We start from the raw sequence: 14,397 nt of genomic DNA on the forward strand, positions 1-14,397 counted from the left end.
TTTATTAGTAAATCAAATAAAGTCAAACATCTTTTGACAAGAGGAAGGCGTAGTTTTTTACGTGGTATTTTTAGTCGAGGCACAGTAGTCATAGTATTATTAATTGTTCAGTTAGTCTTTTTGATTTCCTCTTTTATGTGGCTAGAACAATACCGCATTCAGTTGAGTATTTTATCTGTTATTTTGGTCTCTAGTTCAGTTCTTTATCTGATCAATAGTCAGATGGATACCTTATCTATCATTACTTGGCTATTGTTTATTCTTCCATTCCCATTATTTGGACCATTATTTTTGTTATATACCAAAAAAGATTGGGGCTACAGAGGGCTTAGAGCTTTGGTGAAGAGATCTATCGATGAGAGTCAACCCTATTATACCTTGGATCATACTGTCTTAGAAGAGCTAAAGGAACGTCACTCCACGACCTATAATTTAGCTAAATATCTTCATCGAAGTGGCGGTTTTCCAACTTATCGGGATACAAATGTGACCTATTTCCCATCAGGAGAAGCGAAATTTGAAGAGATGAAGCGTCAACTGAAAAAAGCTGAAAAATTTATCTTTTTAGAATACTTTATTATTGACGAAGGCTTAATGTGGGGTGAAATATTAGCTATTTTAGAGAAAAAGGTCAAAGAAGGAGTAGAGGTACGAGTCATGTATGATGGCATGATTGAGTTCTCAACGCTTTCTTTCGATTATGCAGAGCGTTTGCAAAAGTTAGGGATTCAAGCTAAAGCTTTTGCTCCTATTCGCCCTTTTGTATCAACTTATTATAACTATCGAGACCATAGGAAAATTTTAGTCATTGATGGAAAAGTTGCTTTTAATGGTGGTGTCAATTTAGCAGATGAGTATATCAATCATATTGAAAGATTTGGTCATTGGAAGGACACAGCTATTATGTTGGAGGGGCGAGCTGTTGAGTCTTTTACACTGATGTTTTTACAAATGTGGTCAACGAGTTCTAGAGATTATAATTACCAGAATTATCTGATTGATTATCCTAAAAGACCCGAAGTTAATGGTTTTGTCATTCCTTATGGTGATTCACCATTAGATCATGACAAAGTGGGAGAAAATGTTTATATCGATATTTTAAACCATGCACGAGACTATGTCTATATTATGACTCCTTATCTGATTTTAGATAGTGAAATGGAACATGCCCTTAAATTTGCGGCAGAACGTGGAGTAGATGTTCGATTAATTATGCCAGGTATTCCAGATAAGCCAGTGCCTTATGCTTTAGCAAAACGATACTATCCTGCTCTACTTGAATCAGGAGTGAAGATTTATGAATATACGCCAGGTTTTGTTCATGCTAAGGTTTTTCTTGCAGATGATATTAAGGCAGTTGTCGGGACAATTAATCTTGATTATCGCAGTTTATACCATCACTTTGAATGCGCGACCTATATGTATCGTGTAGATGCCCTTAAGGATATTAAAGCAGATTTTAAAGCTACTTTAAAACAGTCTGACCTGGTAACAATGGACACCTTGAAAAATCTTCCCTTAAAGACAAAGATAATAGGGGTTGTTGTGAAATTAATCGCTCCATTATTATAGGTTAGACTTGCAAATCCTTAGAAATTATGACATAATAAAGACATGCGATGAGTCGATTGTGGCTATGCCACTTTTGCGCTAGGGAGGTCAATAACGCAGGAGCGGACTTTGTCAGATTGTGTGAACCGATTTGGCACATTAGATAATCTAATGCCCTTGAAGCTAGGATATTTATCCTAGCTTTTTTTGATTCTTTAATTTACAAGCTCTTCTATTTTTTGTGGAGAATAGCTTTTCAAGTCATAAAAAAAATAGTATAATATGCCAATAGTATAAATTTTTAGAAAATTGTGAAGAAATCGCAATTTAATTTAGTGATTAGAGGTGTAAGAACATGGGATATACAGTAGCTGTAGTCGGTGCAACAGGTGCCGTTGGAACACAAATGATTAAAATGTTAGAGGAGTCAACTCTTCCAATTGATAAGGTTAGACTTTTATCATCTAGCCGTTCTGCAGGAAAGGTCTTGCAATATAAAGGACAAGATGTCACTGTTGAAGAAACAACAGAGGATTCATTTGCAGGTATTGATATCGCCTTATTCTCAGCAGGTGGAGGAACATCAGCAAAATTCGCTCCGTATGCTGTTAAAGCAGGTGCTGTAGTGGTCGATAATACATCTTATTTCCGTCAAAATCCTGACGTTCCTTTGGTAGTGCCAGAGGTTAATGCGCATGCTATGGATCATCACAATGGTATCATTGCCTGCCCTAACTGCTCAACCATCCAGATGATGGTAGCGCTTGAGCCTGTACGTCAAAAGTGGGGACTTGACCGTATTATTGTTTCCACTTATCAAGCTGTTTCTGGTGCTGGAGCAACAGCTATCCAAGAAACTCTTGGTCAATTGCATGAGGCTGTTGTTGATGGTGTCGATCCAAAACATTTAACAGCTAAGATCTTACCATCAGGTGGTGACAAAAAACACTATCCAATCGCATTTAATGCCCTTCCGCAAATTGATCTCTTCACAGATAATGATTACACTTATGAAGAGATGAAGATGACTAAGGAAACAAAGAAAATTATGGAAGATGACAGTATCAAAGTGTCAGCAACTTGTGTCCGTGTTCCTGTTTTATCTGGTCATTCAGAGTCTGTTTATATTGAGACAAAAGATCTTGCGCCAATTTCTGAAGTGAAAGCAGCTATTGCAAACTTCCCTGGAGCAGTACTTGAAGATGATGTCGCTAATCAAGTTTATCCGCAGGCAGTAAATGCGGTTGGTCGTCGTGAGACGTTTGTTGGTCGTATCCGTAAAGATTTAGATGCAGAAAAAGGAATTCACATGTGGGTTGTTTCTGACAATTTACTTAAAGGAGCAGCTTGGAATTCCGTCCAAATTGCCGAAGCATTGCACGAGCGTGGATTAGTACGTCCAACTACTGAATTAAAATTTGAATTGAAATAAGAGATATCCTAAATGGAAATAAGGATATCTCTAACTCTCGGTCATACTGTGTTAGAAAGGAAGCACTATGTCTATTGAACAATTAAGAAATGTAAAAATTATTACAGCTCTTATCACGCCGTTTCATCCAGATGGTTCAATTAATTTTGAGGCTTTGCCAAAGTTAATTGAGCATCTTTTAGCTCATCATACAGAAGGGTTACTCCTAGCTGGAACAACAGCCGAGAGCCCAACTTTGACTCATGATGAAGAATTAGAGCTTTTTAAGGCCGTTCAAAAAATTGTTGATGGTCGTGTTCCTTTGATTGCTGGCGTCGGAACTAATGATACTCGTGACTCTGTCGATTTTGCTAAGGAAGTAGCAGAGTTTGGAGGATTTGCTGCTGGTCTAGCCATTGCACCTTATTACAACAAACCAACCCAAGAGGGACTCTATCAACATTTTAAAGCGATTGCTGATGCGAGCGATCTCCCTATTATTATCTATAATATTCCTGGCCGTGTTGTGGTGGAAGTAGCTCCCGAAACCATGTTACGTTTAGCTCAACACCCTAATATTATTGGTGTTAAGGAATGTACTAATCTTGATAATATGGCTTATCTTATCGAGAACAAACCAGATGATTTCTTGATTTTTACAGGTGAAGATGGAGAAGCTTTCCATGCTATGAACCTAGGAGCAGATGGTGTCATTAGCGTTGCATCTCATACAAATGGAGATGAAATTTTTGAAATGTTTGAAGCTATCCAGGCTAACGATATCAAAAAGGCTGCCCAAATTCAGCGCCGCTTCCTTCCTAAAGTTAATGCTCTGTTTTCTGTTGCTAGCCCAGCACCTGTTAAAGCTGTCCTTAATCATCAAGGATTTAATGTTGGTCCCTTACGTTTACCCTTGGTATCTTGCACTTACGAAGAAGCAGACCGTATTATCAATGTTGTGTTAGATCGTGCTCCTAAGCACTATGTCACAGGTGTCTTAAGGCCTGATTACTAAAAATAATGGAGAAATGTTGTATTCAAATTTAGGCTCAACTCAAAGGTTTATTGGTTTTGATAGTTATTGTAGTCTAAGATGAAGGATACGGTAAACAAAAAGAGTCCCCTTTATTTCCGACTTAGCTTAAAGCTATACTTTTGGAAATGAGAGGACTCTTTCTCCTTATTTTCGATGATATTGACTAGAAAGATTATAAAATGTTACATAAATTTGTTACTGTCACTATAGATCGACCGATCGGAAGCCGTCATCCTCAATTTAAAGATATGATCTATCCTATTCACTACGGTTATATTAAAGGGATTATGGGAGGTGATGGTCAAGAGCAAGACGCTTATCTTATGGGGGTTAGAGTACCCGTTTCTCAATACACAGGTCAGGTAGTTGCTATTATCCATCGCAGAGATGATGTAGAAACGAAGTGGGTGGTAGCACCTGAGGGATGCCATTTTTCCAAAGAGGAGATAGAAGAAGCAGTTGCTTTTCAGGAAAAATACTTTGATAGTTGGATTGAGTTAAGGGGAGAGGGATCACTTGTTGATAAGGAGTGATATCAACACTTTGGGTGATGAAAATAGTGCCTCATTTTACAAGAAATTTGCAAAAAAGATAAGAAAACTTGAGATTATAGGCTTTTCAACTTGACAAAATCGCTTACAATATATGATAATAGAGGTAGGAAAACTAGAAAAATCACAAAGGAGGTTCCTATGCAAATTATCAAACGTGATGGACAGGTGACAAATTTTGACCCAGATAAAATCTATCAAGCGATTTTAAAAGCAGCACAGACAGTCTATGTATTAGATGATAAGTTGCGTCAAGATTTGGCTCAAGTGACCAAAAAAGTTGTGATTGATTTAGAAGAAGCAAAAGTAGAACGTCCTACCATCAGCATGATTCAATCAATGGTCGAGTATCGATTGTTAGATGCTGGATTTATCAATATTGCAGAACATTATATTTCATATCGTTTACAGCGCGACTTAGAACGTAATGGCTATGGGGACCATATTGCAGTTCACTTACATTTTGAACAGTTAAAATAAACAAAGAAGCTGAGAGAACTGAACTCAGCTTCTTTGTTTATTTTAAGTCATCTAGACGGTGCTCTAGTTTAGAATCTATGGGAATTTGCAAATAGTGATGATCAGTTGGAATTAGGTAGGACTTGGTTAAAGACTGAAAAGCAGAGTTTTTCTTTAGGTCCCACTTTTTTTCCTTACTCACTTCTATAGCCATAGTTTTTATAGAAAGATGGTAAGGAAATGGAATTTGAATCTTATCTAATAAGGTTTCAGCTTTTCTTTTTTCATTTTGAAAATACTGGCGTAGGCGTTTAAGATTTTGATCAAACATACCATTATCCAAGTAAAGTGATAGAGCTTTTTGCATGATCAGATTAGTGTCGTAATCAATCAAACTTTTATAGTCTAAAAACGCTTTCAAAACCATCTTAGGTAAGACAACAGCCCCTAATCGTAAAGCTGGAAATACAGACATAGAGAAGGATTTAAGGTAGATGACACGATCCCTTGTATCATAGTAATGCAGAGGAAGATCGTTTGTCCTTGCGAAATCTCCCATATAATCGTCTTCTACTATATAGACGTCATATCGATAAGCTAAGTCTAGTATAGCTTGTTTTTCTTCTAATGAGTAAGAAAGGCCAAGTGGATTTGAAAAGCGTGAGATGGTATAAAAAAATTTAATATCATCATTTTTAAAGATCGTTTCAAGCTCTTTAAGATTCAATCCCCCAAAGCCACGAGAAATTGTTGTGAAGGGAAGATTTTGTGCTTTCACCATATCATTCATTCGGTAATATGTAGGTTGCTCTAACAAAATCTTTTTTTTCTGATTAGGAAAATCGAGCTGTGTCAAAATATAAAGAGCTTGTTGGCTACCAGCTGTAATCACAATTTGATCCTTTTTAGTATAGATGGTCTGATTACTAAAATAGTTTTCCAAGGATATGAGTAAATCCTCGAGTCCAGCTTGACTATGGTAATAGTTAAAGAGGTAGTTTTTTCTCCCTTTTAATGTTTCTTCGAGGCATAGTCTAAAATCATCATAGGTTTTGTTGTTATAATCTTGGAGCTTAAGTGAAACGTCTGGTGCTGGTTCGTTATCTTCAAGGACGTAATAGCCGCTTTTTTTGACAGGGTAGATGAGATTTTGGTATTTTAACTCCAATAGTGCACGCTGGACAGTATCTTTACTGCAGTGATAATCTTTACTGAGTTGGCGAATAGAGGGCAGTTTATCCCCTTTTTTGAATTGACCTGATAAGATAGCATGTGAGAGTTGGTTAACAATGTTTTGATAGATACTTGTCATGTTTTGTCCCCGTACAGATGATGTTTTAGTCTATTGTACAATAGACTGAATTTTCTTACAATAGTTACCAACTTGAATTCAAGAATTTTATTTAAGGAGGACAAATCATGTCAACAAAACAGCTTAGTATTTCATCTCTTTTTATGGCTCTCGTTATTATTCTTAGTGCGAGTATTTTCTCAATTCCAGTTCCTGGGGGGCATTTTTATTTTAATGGAATTGTTATATTTTTAGTAGGGCTCATTTTTCCACCCGTTCAAGCGGTTATTATAGCGGGAATCGGTTCTTTTTTAGGAGATTTCTTTTTTTATCCTGCTCCTATGTTTGTGACACTTGTCACTCACAGTTTACAAGTTCTTGTTATTTCGCTTATCATTAGTCAAAAAACAAAACCGATTAATCCGATAAGGACCATAATAGCGCTTTTTATAGGATCTATTATTGATTTGGTAGGTTATGGTATTGGACGTGCCTTTATCTATGCTAGTCCAGAATATGCTTTGTTAAAACTTCCTTTTGATATTTTAGCAATTGTTTTAGGAGCTGGCGTAGCTTATTTTATTTATTACCACACTGGATTTGTTAGACAATTCCAAAGAGCTTGGAAAAGTTAATCCTTTCCTATACAGCGTTAAATGAGCGTGATATAATAGTTTACGAGTGAAAGGAGATATGATGCAACAAGGCAATAATGGAAGTAGTGATAAGTGGGTTTTATGGTCCACAGTCTTTTTTCTTTTTTTATACGGAATAGGTGTGATAAAGAATTTATATTCGGGGAATTTTTTATTTGCTGCCTTTTTTGGACTGATTTTTTTGACCAACCTTATCTTTATTGGCAAGCGATGGCGTAAAAAATAATAATGGTGCTGGGCATTAGCCTAGCACCATTATTATTTGGAAGTGATGGTTGTTAATAAGTTGTCTGCGGTAGTAGAAGGTAAGATTCTGATGCGATCAAGGCTGAGTAAACCATCTTCGATACTGGCCAAACCTTCATTTGTCGTGGTGGCTAATTGATAATAATTTTGACTTAGTTGAAGTGTTTCTTGGTTATAGCGTCCAGCAGGATAAGCAATAGCAATAGTATCTTGGTTCAATGCTTGATCTAAGAATGTTTTAGAATCTTGAAGCTCAGTATTTTGAGTCTGATGATCACTAGTAGATAAATCAGGGTGGTTAACAGTATGGCTTTGGAAACTAATACCGTTTTCTTTCATTTCTTTCATTTGTTCGATGGTAAGGTTACTGGTACGCCCTTCTTGAACAAAACCTGTAATGATATGATTAGTGGCCTTTACACCGTATTTTTTTAAAATGGGATAGGCTTGTGTGTAAAAATCAGCATTGCCATCATCAAAGGTAATCCAAACAACTTTTTGACTGGGTAAGCTATTTTCGGTGAGTGCTTTGTAAGCTTCCTCTGGCGTTAAAAAGTAGTAGCCTTGATCCACCAAAGCCTTGATATGACTTTCAAACACATCTGGTGCAACAATGAGGTTAGCAGAAGCTGTCTCAGAAGGATCCATGACATGGATGGCGTGATACATTAAAATCGGAATTTGAACAACTTGTTCTTGTTTTTCCCATGTCAGACTTGATGCAGTTGTAGAAGTTTGGGGAACTTTTGAAGACGAAGAAGTTGCGGCTTGACTAGTAGAGGTTGGTTTGTTTTGATTTAAATAAGTCGTTAGTGTCAATGCGATGACAATAATACTTGCGATTAACAGTAGGGTATTTATCCAGAAAAATTTAGATTTTAGCATATTCTCTCTCTTTATTAATCTCTTTATTTTATTTTAGCATATTTTAATTTGATAAACGAATGTTATTTTTAGAATTTTTTGAAAAATCTAGTGAAAATCAACTCGATCTGGGTTTTAGATATAGCAAAGTAGAGTAATTTTTGATAAAATAGAAAAAATGTTATTTCACAAGGAGTATAAATATGGCTATTAAGATCGGTTTGCTGGGCTTTGGAACAGTTGCAAGTGGAATTCCATTCTTGTTGGAAGAAAACAAGGATAAGATTGTTGCGGCTTCTAAAGAAACACTAGAGATCGCTAAGGTATTGGTAAAAGATGAAGCGGAAAAAGATCGTCTGTTGTCAGCAGGTAATCACTATAACTTTGTCACAAATGTCGATGAGATTTTATCTGATCCAGAAATTACCATTGTTGTGGAATTGATGGGACGTATTGAGCCTGCTAAGACCTTTATCACCAAAGCACTAGGAGCTAAAAAGCATGTTGTTTCAGCAAATAAAGATTTGATTGCGGTACACGGATCGGAATTAATCGCTCTTGCCCAGAAACAAGGTGTCGCATTTTACTATGAGGCAGCTGTAGCTGGGGGAATCCCAATTCTTCGCACATTAGCTAATTCTTTGACATCAGATAAAGTGACACGTATTTTAGGCGTCCTTAATGGTACTTCAAACTTCATGATGACTAAAATGGTAGACGAGGGCTGGACCTATGAGGATGCTTTAAAAACAGCACAAGAGTTAGGATATGCAGAAAGTGATCCGACAAATGATGTCGAAGGTATTGATGCAGCCTACAAAGCCGTTATTCTTAGCCAATTCGGGTTTGGAATGGCTATTGATTTTGATGCTGTTAGCCACAAAGGAATTTCAACTATTACACCAGATGATGTGGCAGTAGCTCAACAATTAGGTTATGTGATTAAATTGGTAGGCGATATTCAAGAAACCGAATCAGGAATTTCAGCTGAGGTATCTCCAACTTTCTTACCTAAAGACCATCCTTTAGCAAGTGTCAATGGTGTTATGAATGCTGTCTTCGTAGAATCTATCGGTATTGGTGAGTCAATGTATTATGGTCCAGGAGCAGGACAAAAACCAACGGCAACATCTGTTGTAGCTGATATTGTGCGTATTGCACGCCGTTTAAGTGATGGCAATATTGGTAAATCTTTCAATGAATATTCTCGCCCAGCTGTTCTTGCTAATCCAGAAGATGTTAAGAGCGACTATTATTTCTCTATTATTACACCAGATCAACAAGGTCAAATTTTACGTTTAGCAGAAATTTTTAACCAAGAGAATGCGTCATTTAAGCAGATTTTACAACAAAAATCAAATGGTAAAGAAGCACAAGTTGTCATTGTCACGCATCGCTTAAGCAAGACACAATTAGCTGCTATTACAGAAAAATTAGAGTCTGATACAGACTTTAAGCTTTTAAATTCATTTAAAGTTTTGGGGAAGTAAAATGAAAATTACAGTACCAGCAACGAGTGCTAATATAGGACCGGGCTTTGATTCAGTTGGCTTAGCCGTTTCCAAATATTTATCGATTACTTTACTTGAACCTGCCTTGGAATGGGAAATCCAACATGATTTAGGTGATATTCCATCTGATAAGCGTAATTTGTTGATCCAAACGGCACTTCGTGTTCAAAATGACTTACCACCTTATCGTATTCAGATGGAAAGTGATATCCCTCTAGCGCGTGGCTTAGGCTCATCAAGTTCGGTTATCGTAGCAGGAATCGAGTTAGCGAATCAGTTAGGTAATCTTCACCTAACAGATCAAGAAAAATTGCTTTTGGCTACAGAGATTGAGGGCCATCCAGATAATGTTGCTCCTGCAATTTTTGGTAATTTAGTGATTTCAACTTATGTTGATGATAAAGTAGATGCCGTAGTAGCGGATTTTCCAGAAAGTAGTTTGATTGCTTTTATTCCAGCATATGAGTTAAAAACTAGTGATAGCCGCGGTGTCTTACCAAGTTCCCTAAGTTATAAAGAAGCTGTGGCAGCTTCCTCTATTGCCAATGTTGCTATTGCTGGATTGCTATCAGGAAATTTAAGTTTAGCAGGTCGTGCGATTGAGGGTGATCATTTCCATGAACCTTATCGCCAATCATTAGTGAAAGAGTTTAAAGCCATTAAACAACTCGGTCATGAGAATGGAGCTTATGCAACTTATCTTTCTGGTGCAGGACCAACTATTATGGTCTTAGCCCCTCAAGATAAAGAGAAGCAGATTTATCAAGCTATAAAAGCACTTGAACTAGACGGTGAAACAGTTATCTTGCAAGTAGATAAACAGGGAGTTCGTCTTGAAAAAAACTAATATAGGCATACTTTTGGGATTAGGAACCTATGTGTTATGGGGATTTCTATCCCTTTTTTGGAAATTATTGTCAGATGTACCTGCCTACAGTATTTTTTCTTATCGTATTGTCTTTACAGTTTTAACCATAAGTATTTATATGGTTCTGTCAAGGCGAACACAGTATTATAAGCATGAGCTTACTCAATTATTTTTACATAAAAAAGAATTTTTCTTAATGGCCTTTGCAGCCTTGTTAATTGCAACAAATTGGCTGGTCTATATTTATGCGATTGGGTCTGGGCAAGCAACAGCAGCTAGCTTAGGATATTATGTTAATCCTTTGATTTCTATTTTGTTGGCTTACCTTGTCTTAAGAGAATCTTTATCTAGAGTGACTATTCTTGCGATTCTTGTCGCTATGCTAGGAGTTATTGTTTTGATGGTTAATACTGGCAGTATCCCTATGGTGACTCTTGTTTTAGCAATTACTTTTGCCTTTTATGGATTGATAAAAAAGCAAGTTAGTATCCCTAGCGATATTGGTATGCTGATAGAAGCTGGTTTGATTTGCCCTGCAGCACTTACTTATCTCATATTTTTTGCTCCAAATAGTTTTTGGTCCTTTAGCCTTAAACAACAAGTTCTTTTAGCTTTATCAGGTCTTGTCACAGCAATTCCCTTACTTTTGTTTGCTGAGGCGGTAAAGCGTGCCCCATTAAATATTATTGGTTTTATTCAATATATCAATCCCACTCTGCAATTGATGATTGCGGTCTTTATTTTTCATGAAAAAGTATCCCTTGGAGAATGGATTGGTTTTATTTTTATTTGGCTTGCTATTGCTATTTTTGTATTAGGGCAGCGTTTTTCTGCCACACTTGAGTAAATTATTGAATTATGCATAAAAAAACAGTTATTGATTTTAAAGAGTTAAAAAAACGTTATTCTTTTAGAAATCCTATTTGTGAGTTGATTGCAATAGACATTCAACAAGTTGGTAGCGTCTTAGAGAAAGTGGAAGAGTATCAGGAAAAGGGGTTATATGTCGTTGGCTACCTTTCTTATGAGGCGGCAGCTTTTTTTGATAAATATCTTAAAACCCATCCCACTAATCTAGCAGGAGAATACTATGCCTATTTCACGGTACATGATCATGTAGAGATGTCAGAGATACCTATTTCTTATTCCCCTGTCGCTATGCCAAATAGTTGGAAGGAGCTCACAGATTCTGTTAGCTATCATCAAGCCATTGATCGAATCCATCATCATATTCGGCAAGGTGACACCTATCAAGTTAACTATACTGTCCAGTTAAAGCAAGAATTACTTGAAGATAGTTTTGATATCTATAATCGTATGGTGGTGGAGCAGGAGGCAGGCTTTAACGCTTATGTTTTACATGATGAAACAGCTATTATCTCAATGAGTCCTGAACTCTTTTTCAAAAAATCTGGTCAAAAGCTGGTTACTCGTCCCATGAAAGGAACATTAAAGCGAGGGAAAAACTTGAAAGAAGATCAGGCGAATTGTGATTGGTTAGCTGCAGATCCCAAAAATCGAGCCGAAAATATGATGATTGTTGATTTGCTTCGCAATGATATGGGGAAAATTTGTCAAACAGGATCTGTCCAAGTGACAAAACTCTGTCAAATCGAACAGTACTCTACTGTCTGGCAGATGACCTCAACTATTGAGGGGGAATTAAAAAAAGATAGTCATTTATATGAGTTATTTCAGTCACTTTATCCCTGTGGGTCGATTACTGGTGCTCCCAAAATTTCAACCATGTCCATTATCAACCAATTAGAACCAAATCCAAGAGGTGTTTATTGTGGGACAATAGGGATCGCTCTTCCTAACGGTGATAGTATTTGGAATGTTGCTATTCGAACTATTCAATTAACAAGGCAGGAAGCTTATTACGGTGTTGGGGGTGGTATTACATGGGATAGTAATTGGCAAAGTGAGTATGAAGAAACGAAGCAAAAAAGCTCAGTTCTTTACCGTCAGCAACCACGATTTAACCTCCTGACCACTGGAAAAATCAAGCAGGGACAGCTTCTTTTTGAACAGGAACTTTTTAATAGACTGGAAGCATCAGCACGTTATTTTGCTTATCCTTTTCAAAAAGAAATTTTAAAAGAGAAGTTACAACAAACTTTAGCCTCTTTAGAGCATCTAAAAGAGTACCGTCTGCGCATCCAGTTAAATAGAAAAGGTGATTTTACTTTAGAAGTAGAGGCCCTCACTCCTTTATCCAAAGACTATCTAAGAGCAAATCTTGTGGTGCGGGATAAAAAAGCTGCTGACTCAGCCTTTACACATTTTAAAACGACTTACCGACCCCATATTCCTACTTCTTTGTGTGAACAGATATTTATCACTGAAGATGGTGTTTTACTTGAAGCTTCCATTGGTAATCTCGTCTTAGAATTAGAAGGAAACTTGTACACCCCTAGTCTAGAGTTTGGTATTTTAGATGGGATCTATCGACAGATGCTAGTAGCAGAAGGAAGGGTCAAAGAAAAAATCCTTACTCTTGATGATTTGGCAAAAGCAGAGCGGATTTATCTTTGTAATGCTGTTAGGGGACTTTATGAGATACAGCTCGCATGATGCATAATTTTAATTATGTAAACAAATGCTATTGAATTTCACTCTCGTTCATTCTTTATGCTATAATAAAACAATCATAATCTTGGAGGCGATATCATGACTTACGAAGAGGCTTTGGCCTGGGTTCAAGGAAAGCTAAAATTTGGCATCAAACCAGGTTTAGAGCGGATGCAATGGTTATTAAGTGAATTAGGAAACCCACAAGAGAAAATAAAAGCAGTGCATATCGTTGGGACAAATGGAAAAGGGTCAACAGTGAGTTATCTGCAGCATATTTTTTCTGAGGCAGGTTACGAAGTTGGGACCTTTACTTCGCCTTATCTGATTGATTTTAGAGAGCGGATTTCGTTGAATGGGCACATGATTTCTAAGGGGGATTTTTGTACTCTGGTGGATCTGGTTATGCCTGTCGTAGAACGCTTGCCACTTGAAACGGAGCTAGAAGCAGCTACTGAGTTTGAAGTGATTACCCTTTTAATGTTAACCTATTTTGGACTTTTGCATCCTGTTGATATTGCTTTTATAGAGGCTGGCTTAGGTGGACTGCATGATTCAACCAATGTTTTGACCCCTTTAGCTGTTGTTTGTCCCTCTATTGGATTGGATCATCAAAATATTTTAGGAGATACCTATGAAGCCATTGCAAAAGAAAAAGTCGGTGTCTTAAAATCAGGTGTTCCCTTGATTTTTTCTAGTAAACGACCTGATGTTACTTCCGTTTTTCGAAAAAAAGCTGCGCAAACAGGAAGTACTCTCTATCAACTTGGAGAGGCTTTTCAAGTTTCCTTATCAGCAAACTCCTTTTCCTTTAACTATCAAACAGAACAATTTTCAAATATTGAACTCTCTATGATTGGCAAGCACCAAATGGAAAATGCTAGCCTTGCTTTAATGACGGCACTTCTATTAAAGGAGGTTTATCCGAGGTTGAACAATCGACAAATTCAGACAGCTTTAGAGCACAGTGTTTGGGCTGGTCGTACAGAATTTATTACACCGAATTTAATGATTGACGGTGCCCATAATCGTGAGAGTGTTTCTGTTTTAGTGGATGTGCTAGAAAGGTATGCCAAAAATAAGGAAGTTCATATTTTGTTTGCGGCTATTGATACCAAGCCTGTCGAAGATATGCTTGAGCAATTAGCTACTTTTGACAGCCTAACTGTTACAACTTTCCCTTACCCCAATAGCCTTCCTCTGGAGTCCTACCCTAGTCAGTATCGGAAAATAGAAAGTATTATGGCATGGTTAGATAAAATTGATCTCTCTTCGAAAGAAAAACTCTATGTGATCACAGGTTCCCTGTATTTTATCGCCCAGGTGAGAAAAACCCTTTTGAAAAGTCTTAAAAAATAAGATATAATGGAAGATATTAA

At 37.0% G+C, this 14,397-nt stretch carries 14 protein-coding genes; 12 read left to right on the forward strand and 2 right to left on the reverse strand.

The genetic code is table 11. The features are described from left to right. Positions 1-33 precede the first annotated feature (33 nt). From cls to ACEE75_RS05200, 5 genes are all read left to right on the forward strand, one after another. Positions 34-1,572 (forward strand): cardiolipin synthase, encoded by a 1,539-nt coding sequence (gene cls, locus ACEE75_RS05180; RefSeq protein ID WP_447575363.1) that lies wholly within the window; start codon positions 34-36, stop codon positions 1,570-1,572. A gap of 334 nt (positions 1,573-1,906) precedes the next feature. Next, on the forward strand, positions 1,907-2,983 hold the full coding sequence (locus ACEE75_RS05185) for an aspartate-semialdehyde dehydrogenase (protein ID WP_354367871.1): 1,077 nt from the start codon (positions 1,907-1,909) through the stop codon (positions 2,981-2,983). A 67-nt stretch (positions 2,984-3,050) separates the two neighbouring features. After that, positions 3,051-3,977, forward strand: coding sequence for a 4-hydroxy-tetrahydrodipicolinate synthase (gene dapA / locus ACEE75_RS05190; protein WP_354367869.1), 927 nt, complete (start codon positions 3,051-3,053; stop codon positions 3,975-3,977). A 200-nt stretch (positions 3,978-4,177) separates the two neighbouring features. Further along, a complete protein-coding gene (locus ACEE75_RS05195) occupies positions 4,178-4,531 on the forward strand; it encodes an inorganic pyrophosphatase (RefSeq protein WP_447575362.1) in 354 nt (117 codons plus the stop codon). Positions 4,532-4,690: 159 nt separating this feature from the next. Continuing rightward, entirely contained in the window at positions 4,691-5,029 is a 339-nt protein-coding gene (locus ACEE75_RS05200) for an ATP cone domain-containing protein (RefSeq protein WP_354367867.1), read from the forward strand. A 37-nt stretch (positions 5,030-5,066) separates the two neighbouring features. Here ACEE75_RS05200 and ACEE75_RS05205 read toward each other — a convergent pair whose 3' ends face one another. After that, the gene (locus tag ACEE75_RS05205; protein WP_447575361.1) at positions 5,067-6,320 is read right to left on the reverse strand and encodes an aminotransferase-like domain-containing protein; all 1,254 of its coding nucleotides are present in this window, start codon (positions 6,318-6,320) and stop codon (positions 5,067-5,069) included. A gap of 107 nt (positions 6,321-6,427) precedes the next feature. Between ACEE75_RS05205 and ACEE75_RS05210 the strand changes: the two genes are divergently transcribed. Both ACEE75_RS05210 and ACEE75_RS05215 read left to right on the forward strand, forming a co-directional pair. Further along, complete coding sequence (locus ACEE75_RS05210; protein ID WP_427893975.1) at positions 6,428-6,934, forward strand: ECF transporter S component; 507 nt, start codon at positions 6,428-6,430, stop codon at positions 6,932-6,934. A gap of 61 nt (positions 6,935-6,995) precedes the next feature. Next, positions 6,996-7,181, forward strand: a complete 186-nt coding sequence (locus tag ACEE75_RS05215; protein ID WP_447575360.1) for a hypothetical protein — start codon at positions 6,996-6,998, stop codon at positions 7,179-7,181. Between the two features lie 32 nt (positions 7,182-7,213). On the opposite strand, the gene ACEE75_RS05220 is transcribed toward ACEE75_RS05215, so the two are convergent. Next, entirely contained in the window at positions 7,214-8,086 is an 873-nt protein-coding gene (locus ACEE75_RS05220; protein ID WP_447575359.1) for a polysaccharide deacetylase family protein, read from the reverse strand. Positions 8,087-8,268: 182 nt separating this feature from the next. On the opposite strand from ACEE75_RS05220, the gene ACEE75_RS05225 reads away from it, so the two are divergent. The 5 genes from ACEE75_RS05225 (at position 8,269) to ACEE75_RS05245 (ending at position 14,377) form a co-directional block, all read left to right on the forward strand. Then, positions 8,269-9,555 carry a homoserine dehydrogenase gene (locus tag ACEE75_RS05225; protein WP_447575358.1) on the forward strand — a complete coding sequence of 429 codons (1,287 nt, stop codon included), beginning with the start codon at positions 8,269-8,271 and terminating at the stop codon, positions 9,553-9,555. Position 9,556: 1 nt separating this feature from the next. Next, entirely contained in the window at positions 9,557-10,423 is an 867-nt protein-coding gene (gene thrB / locus ACEE75_RS05230) for a homoserine kinase (protein ID WP_354367855.1), read from the forward strand. After that, positions 10,410-11,291, forward strand: a complete 882-nt coding sequence (gene rarD, locus ACEE75_RS05235; RefSeq protein ID WP_447575357.1) for an EamA family transporter RarD — start codon at positions 10,410-10,412, stop codon at positions 11,289-11,291. Before thrB ends, rarD begins: the two co-directional genes overlap by 14 nt. An 11-nt stretch (positions 11,292-11,302) precedes the next feature. Next, positions 11,303-13,021 (forward strand): aminodeoxychorismate synthase component I, encoded by a 1,719-nt coding sequence (gene pabB, locus ACEE75_RS05240; protein ID WP_447575356.1) that lies wholly within the window; start codon positions 11,303-11,305, stop codon positions 13,019-13,021. Between the two features lie 96 nt (positions 13,022-13,117). Next, a complete protein-coding gene (locus tag ACEE75_RS05245) occupies positions 13,118-14,377 on the forward strand; it encodes a bifunctional folylpolyglutamate synthase/dihydrofolate synthase (protein ID WP_447575355.1) in 1,260 nt (419 codons plus the stop codon). Positions 14,378-14,397: the final 20 nt, after the last annotated feature.

It is taken from the genome of Streptococcus sp. 11273D007BT, from assembly GCF_053547195.1.

Coding starts and splice junctions, on each gene's coding strand:
- ACEE75_RS05185 (WP_354367871.1), top strand. CDS start 1,907: ATGGGATATACAGTAGCTGTAGTCGGTGCAACAGGTGCCGTTGGAACA.
- dapA (WP_354367869.1), top strand. CDS start 3,051: ATGTCTATTGAACAATTAAGAAATGTAAAAATTATTACAGCTCTTATC.
- ACEE75_RS05195 (WP_447575362.1), top strand. CDS start 4,178: ATGTTACATAAATTTGTTACTGTCACTATAGATCGACCGATCGGAAGC.
- ACEE75_RS05200 (WP_354367867.1), top strand. CDS start 4,691: ATGCAAATTATCAAACGTGATGGACAGGTGACAAATTTTGACCCAGAT.
- ACEE75_RS05205 (WP_447575361.1), bottom strand. CDS start 6,320: ATGACAAGTATCTATCAAAACATTGTTAACCAACTCTCACATGCTATC.
- ACEE75_RS05210 (WP_427893975.1), top strand. CDS start 6,428: ATGTCAACAAAACAGCTTAGTATTTCATCTCTTTTTATGGCTCTCGTT.
- ACEE75_RS05215 (WP_447575360.1), top strand. CDS start 6,996: ATGCAACAAGGCAATAATGGAAGTAGTGATAAGTGGGTTTTATGGTCC.
- ACEE75_RS05220 (WP_447575359.1), bottom strand. CDS start 8,086: ATGCTAAAATCTAAATTTTTCTGGATAAATACCCTACTGTTAATCGCA.
- ACEE75_RS05225 (WP_447575358.1), top strand. CDS start 8,269: ATGGCTATTAAGATCGGTTTGCTGGGCTTTGGAACAGTTGCAAGTGGA.
- thrB (WP_354367855.1), top strand. CDS start 9,557: ATGAAAATTACAGTACCAGCAACGAGTGCTAATATAGGACCGGGCTTT.
- pabB (WP_447575356.1), top strand. CDS start 11,303: ATGCATAAAAAAACAGTTATTGATTTTAAAGAGTTAAAAAAACGTTAT.
- ACEE75_RS05245 (WP_447575355.1), top strand. CDS start 13,118: ATGACTTACGAAGAGGCTTTGGCCTGGGTTCAAGGAAAGCTAAAATTT.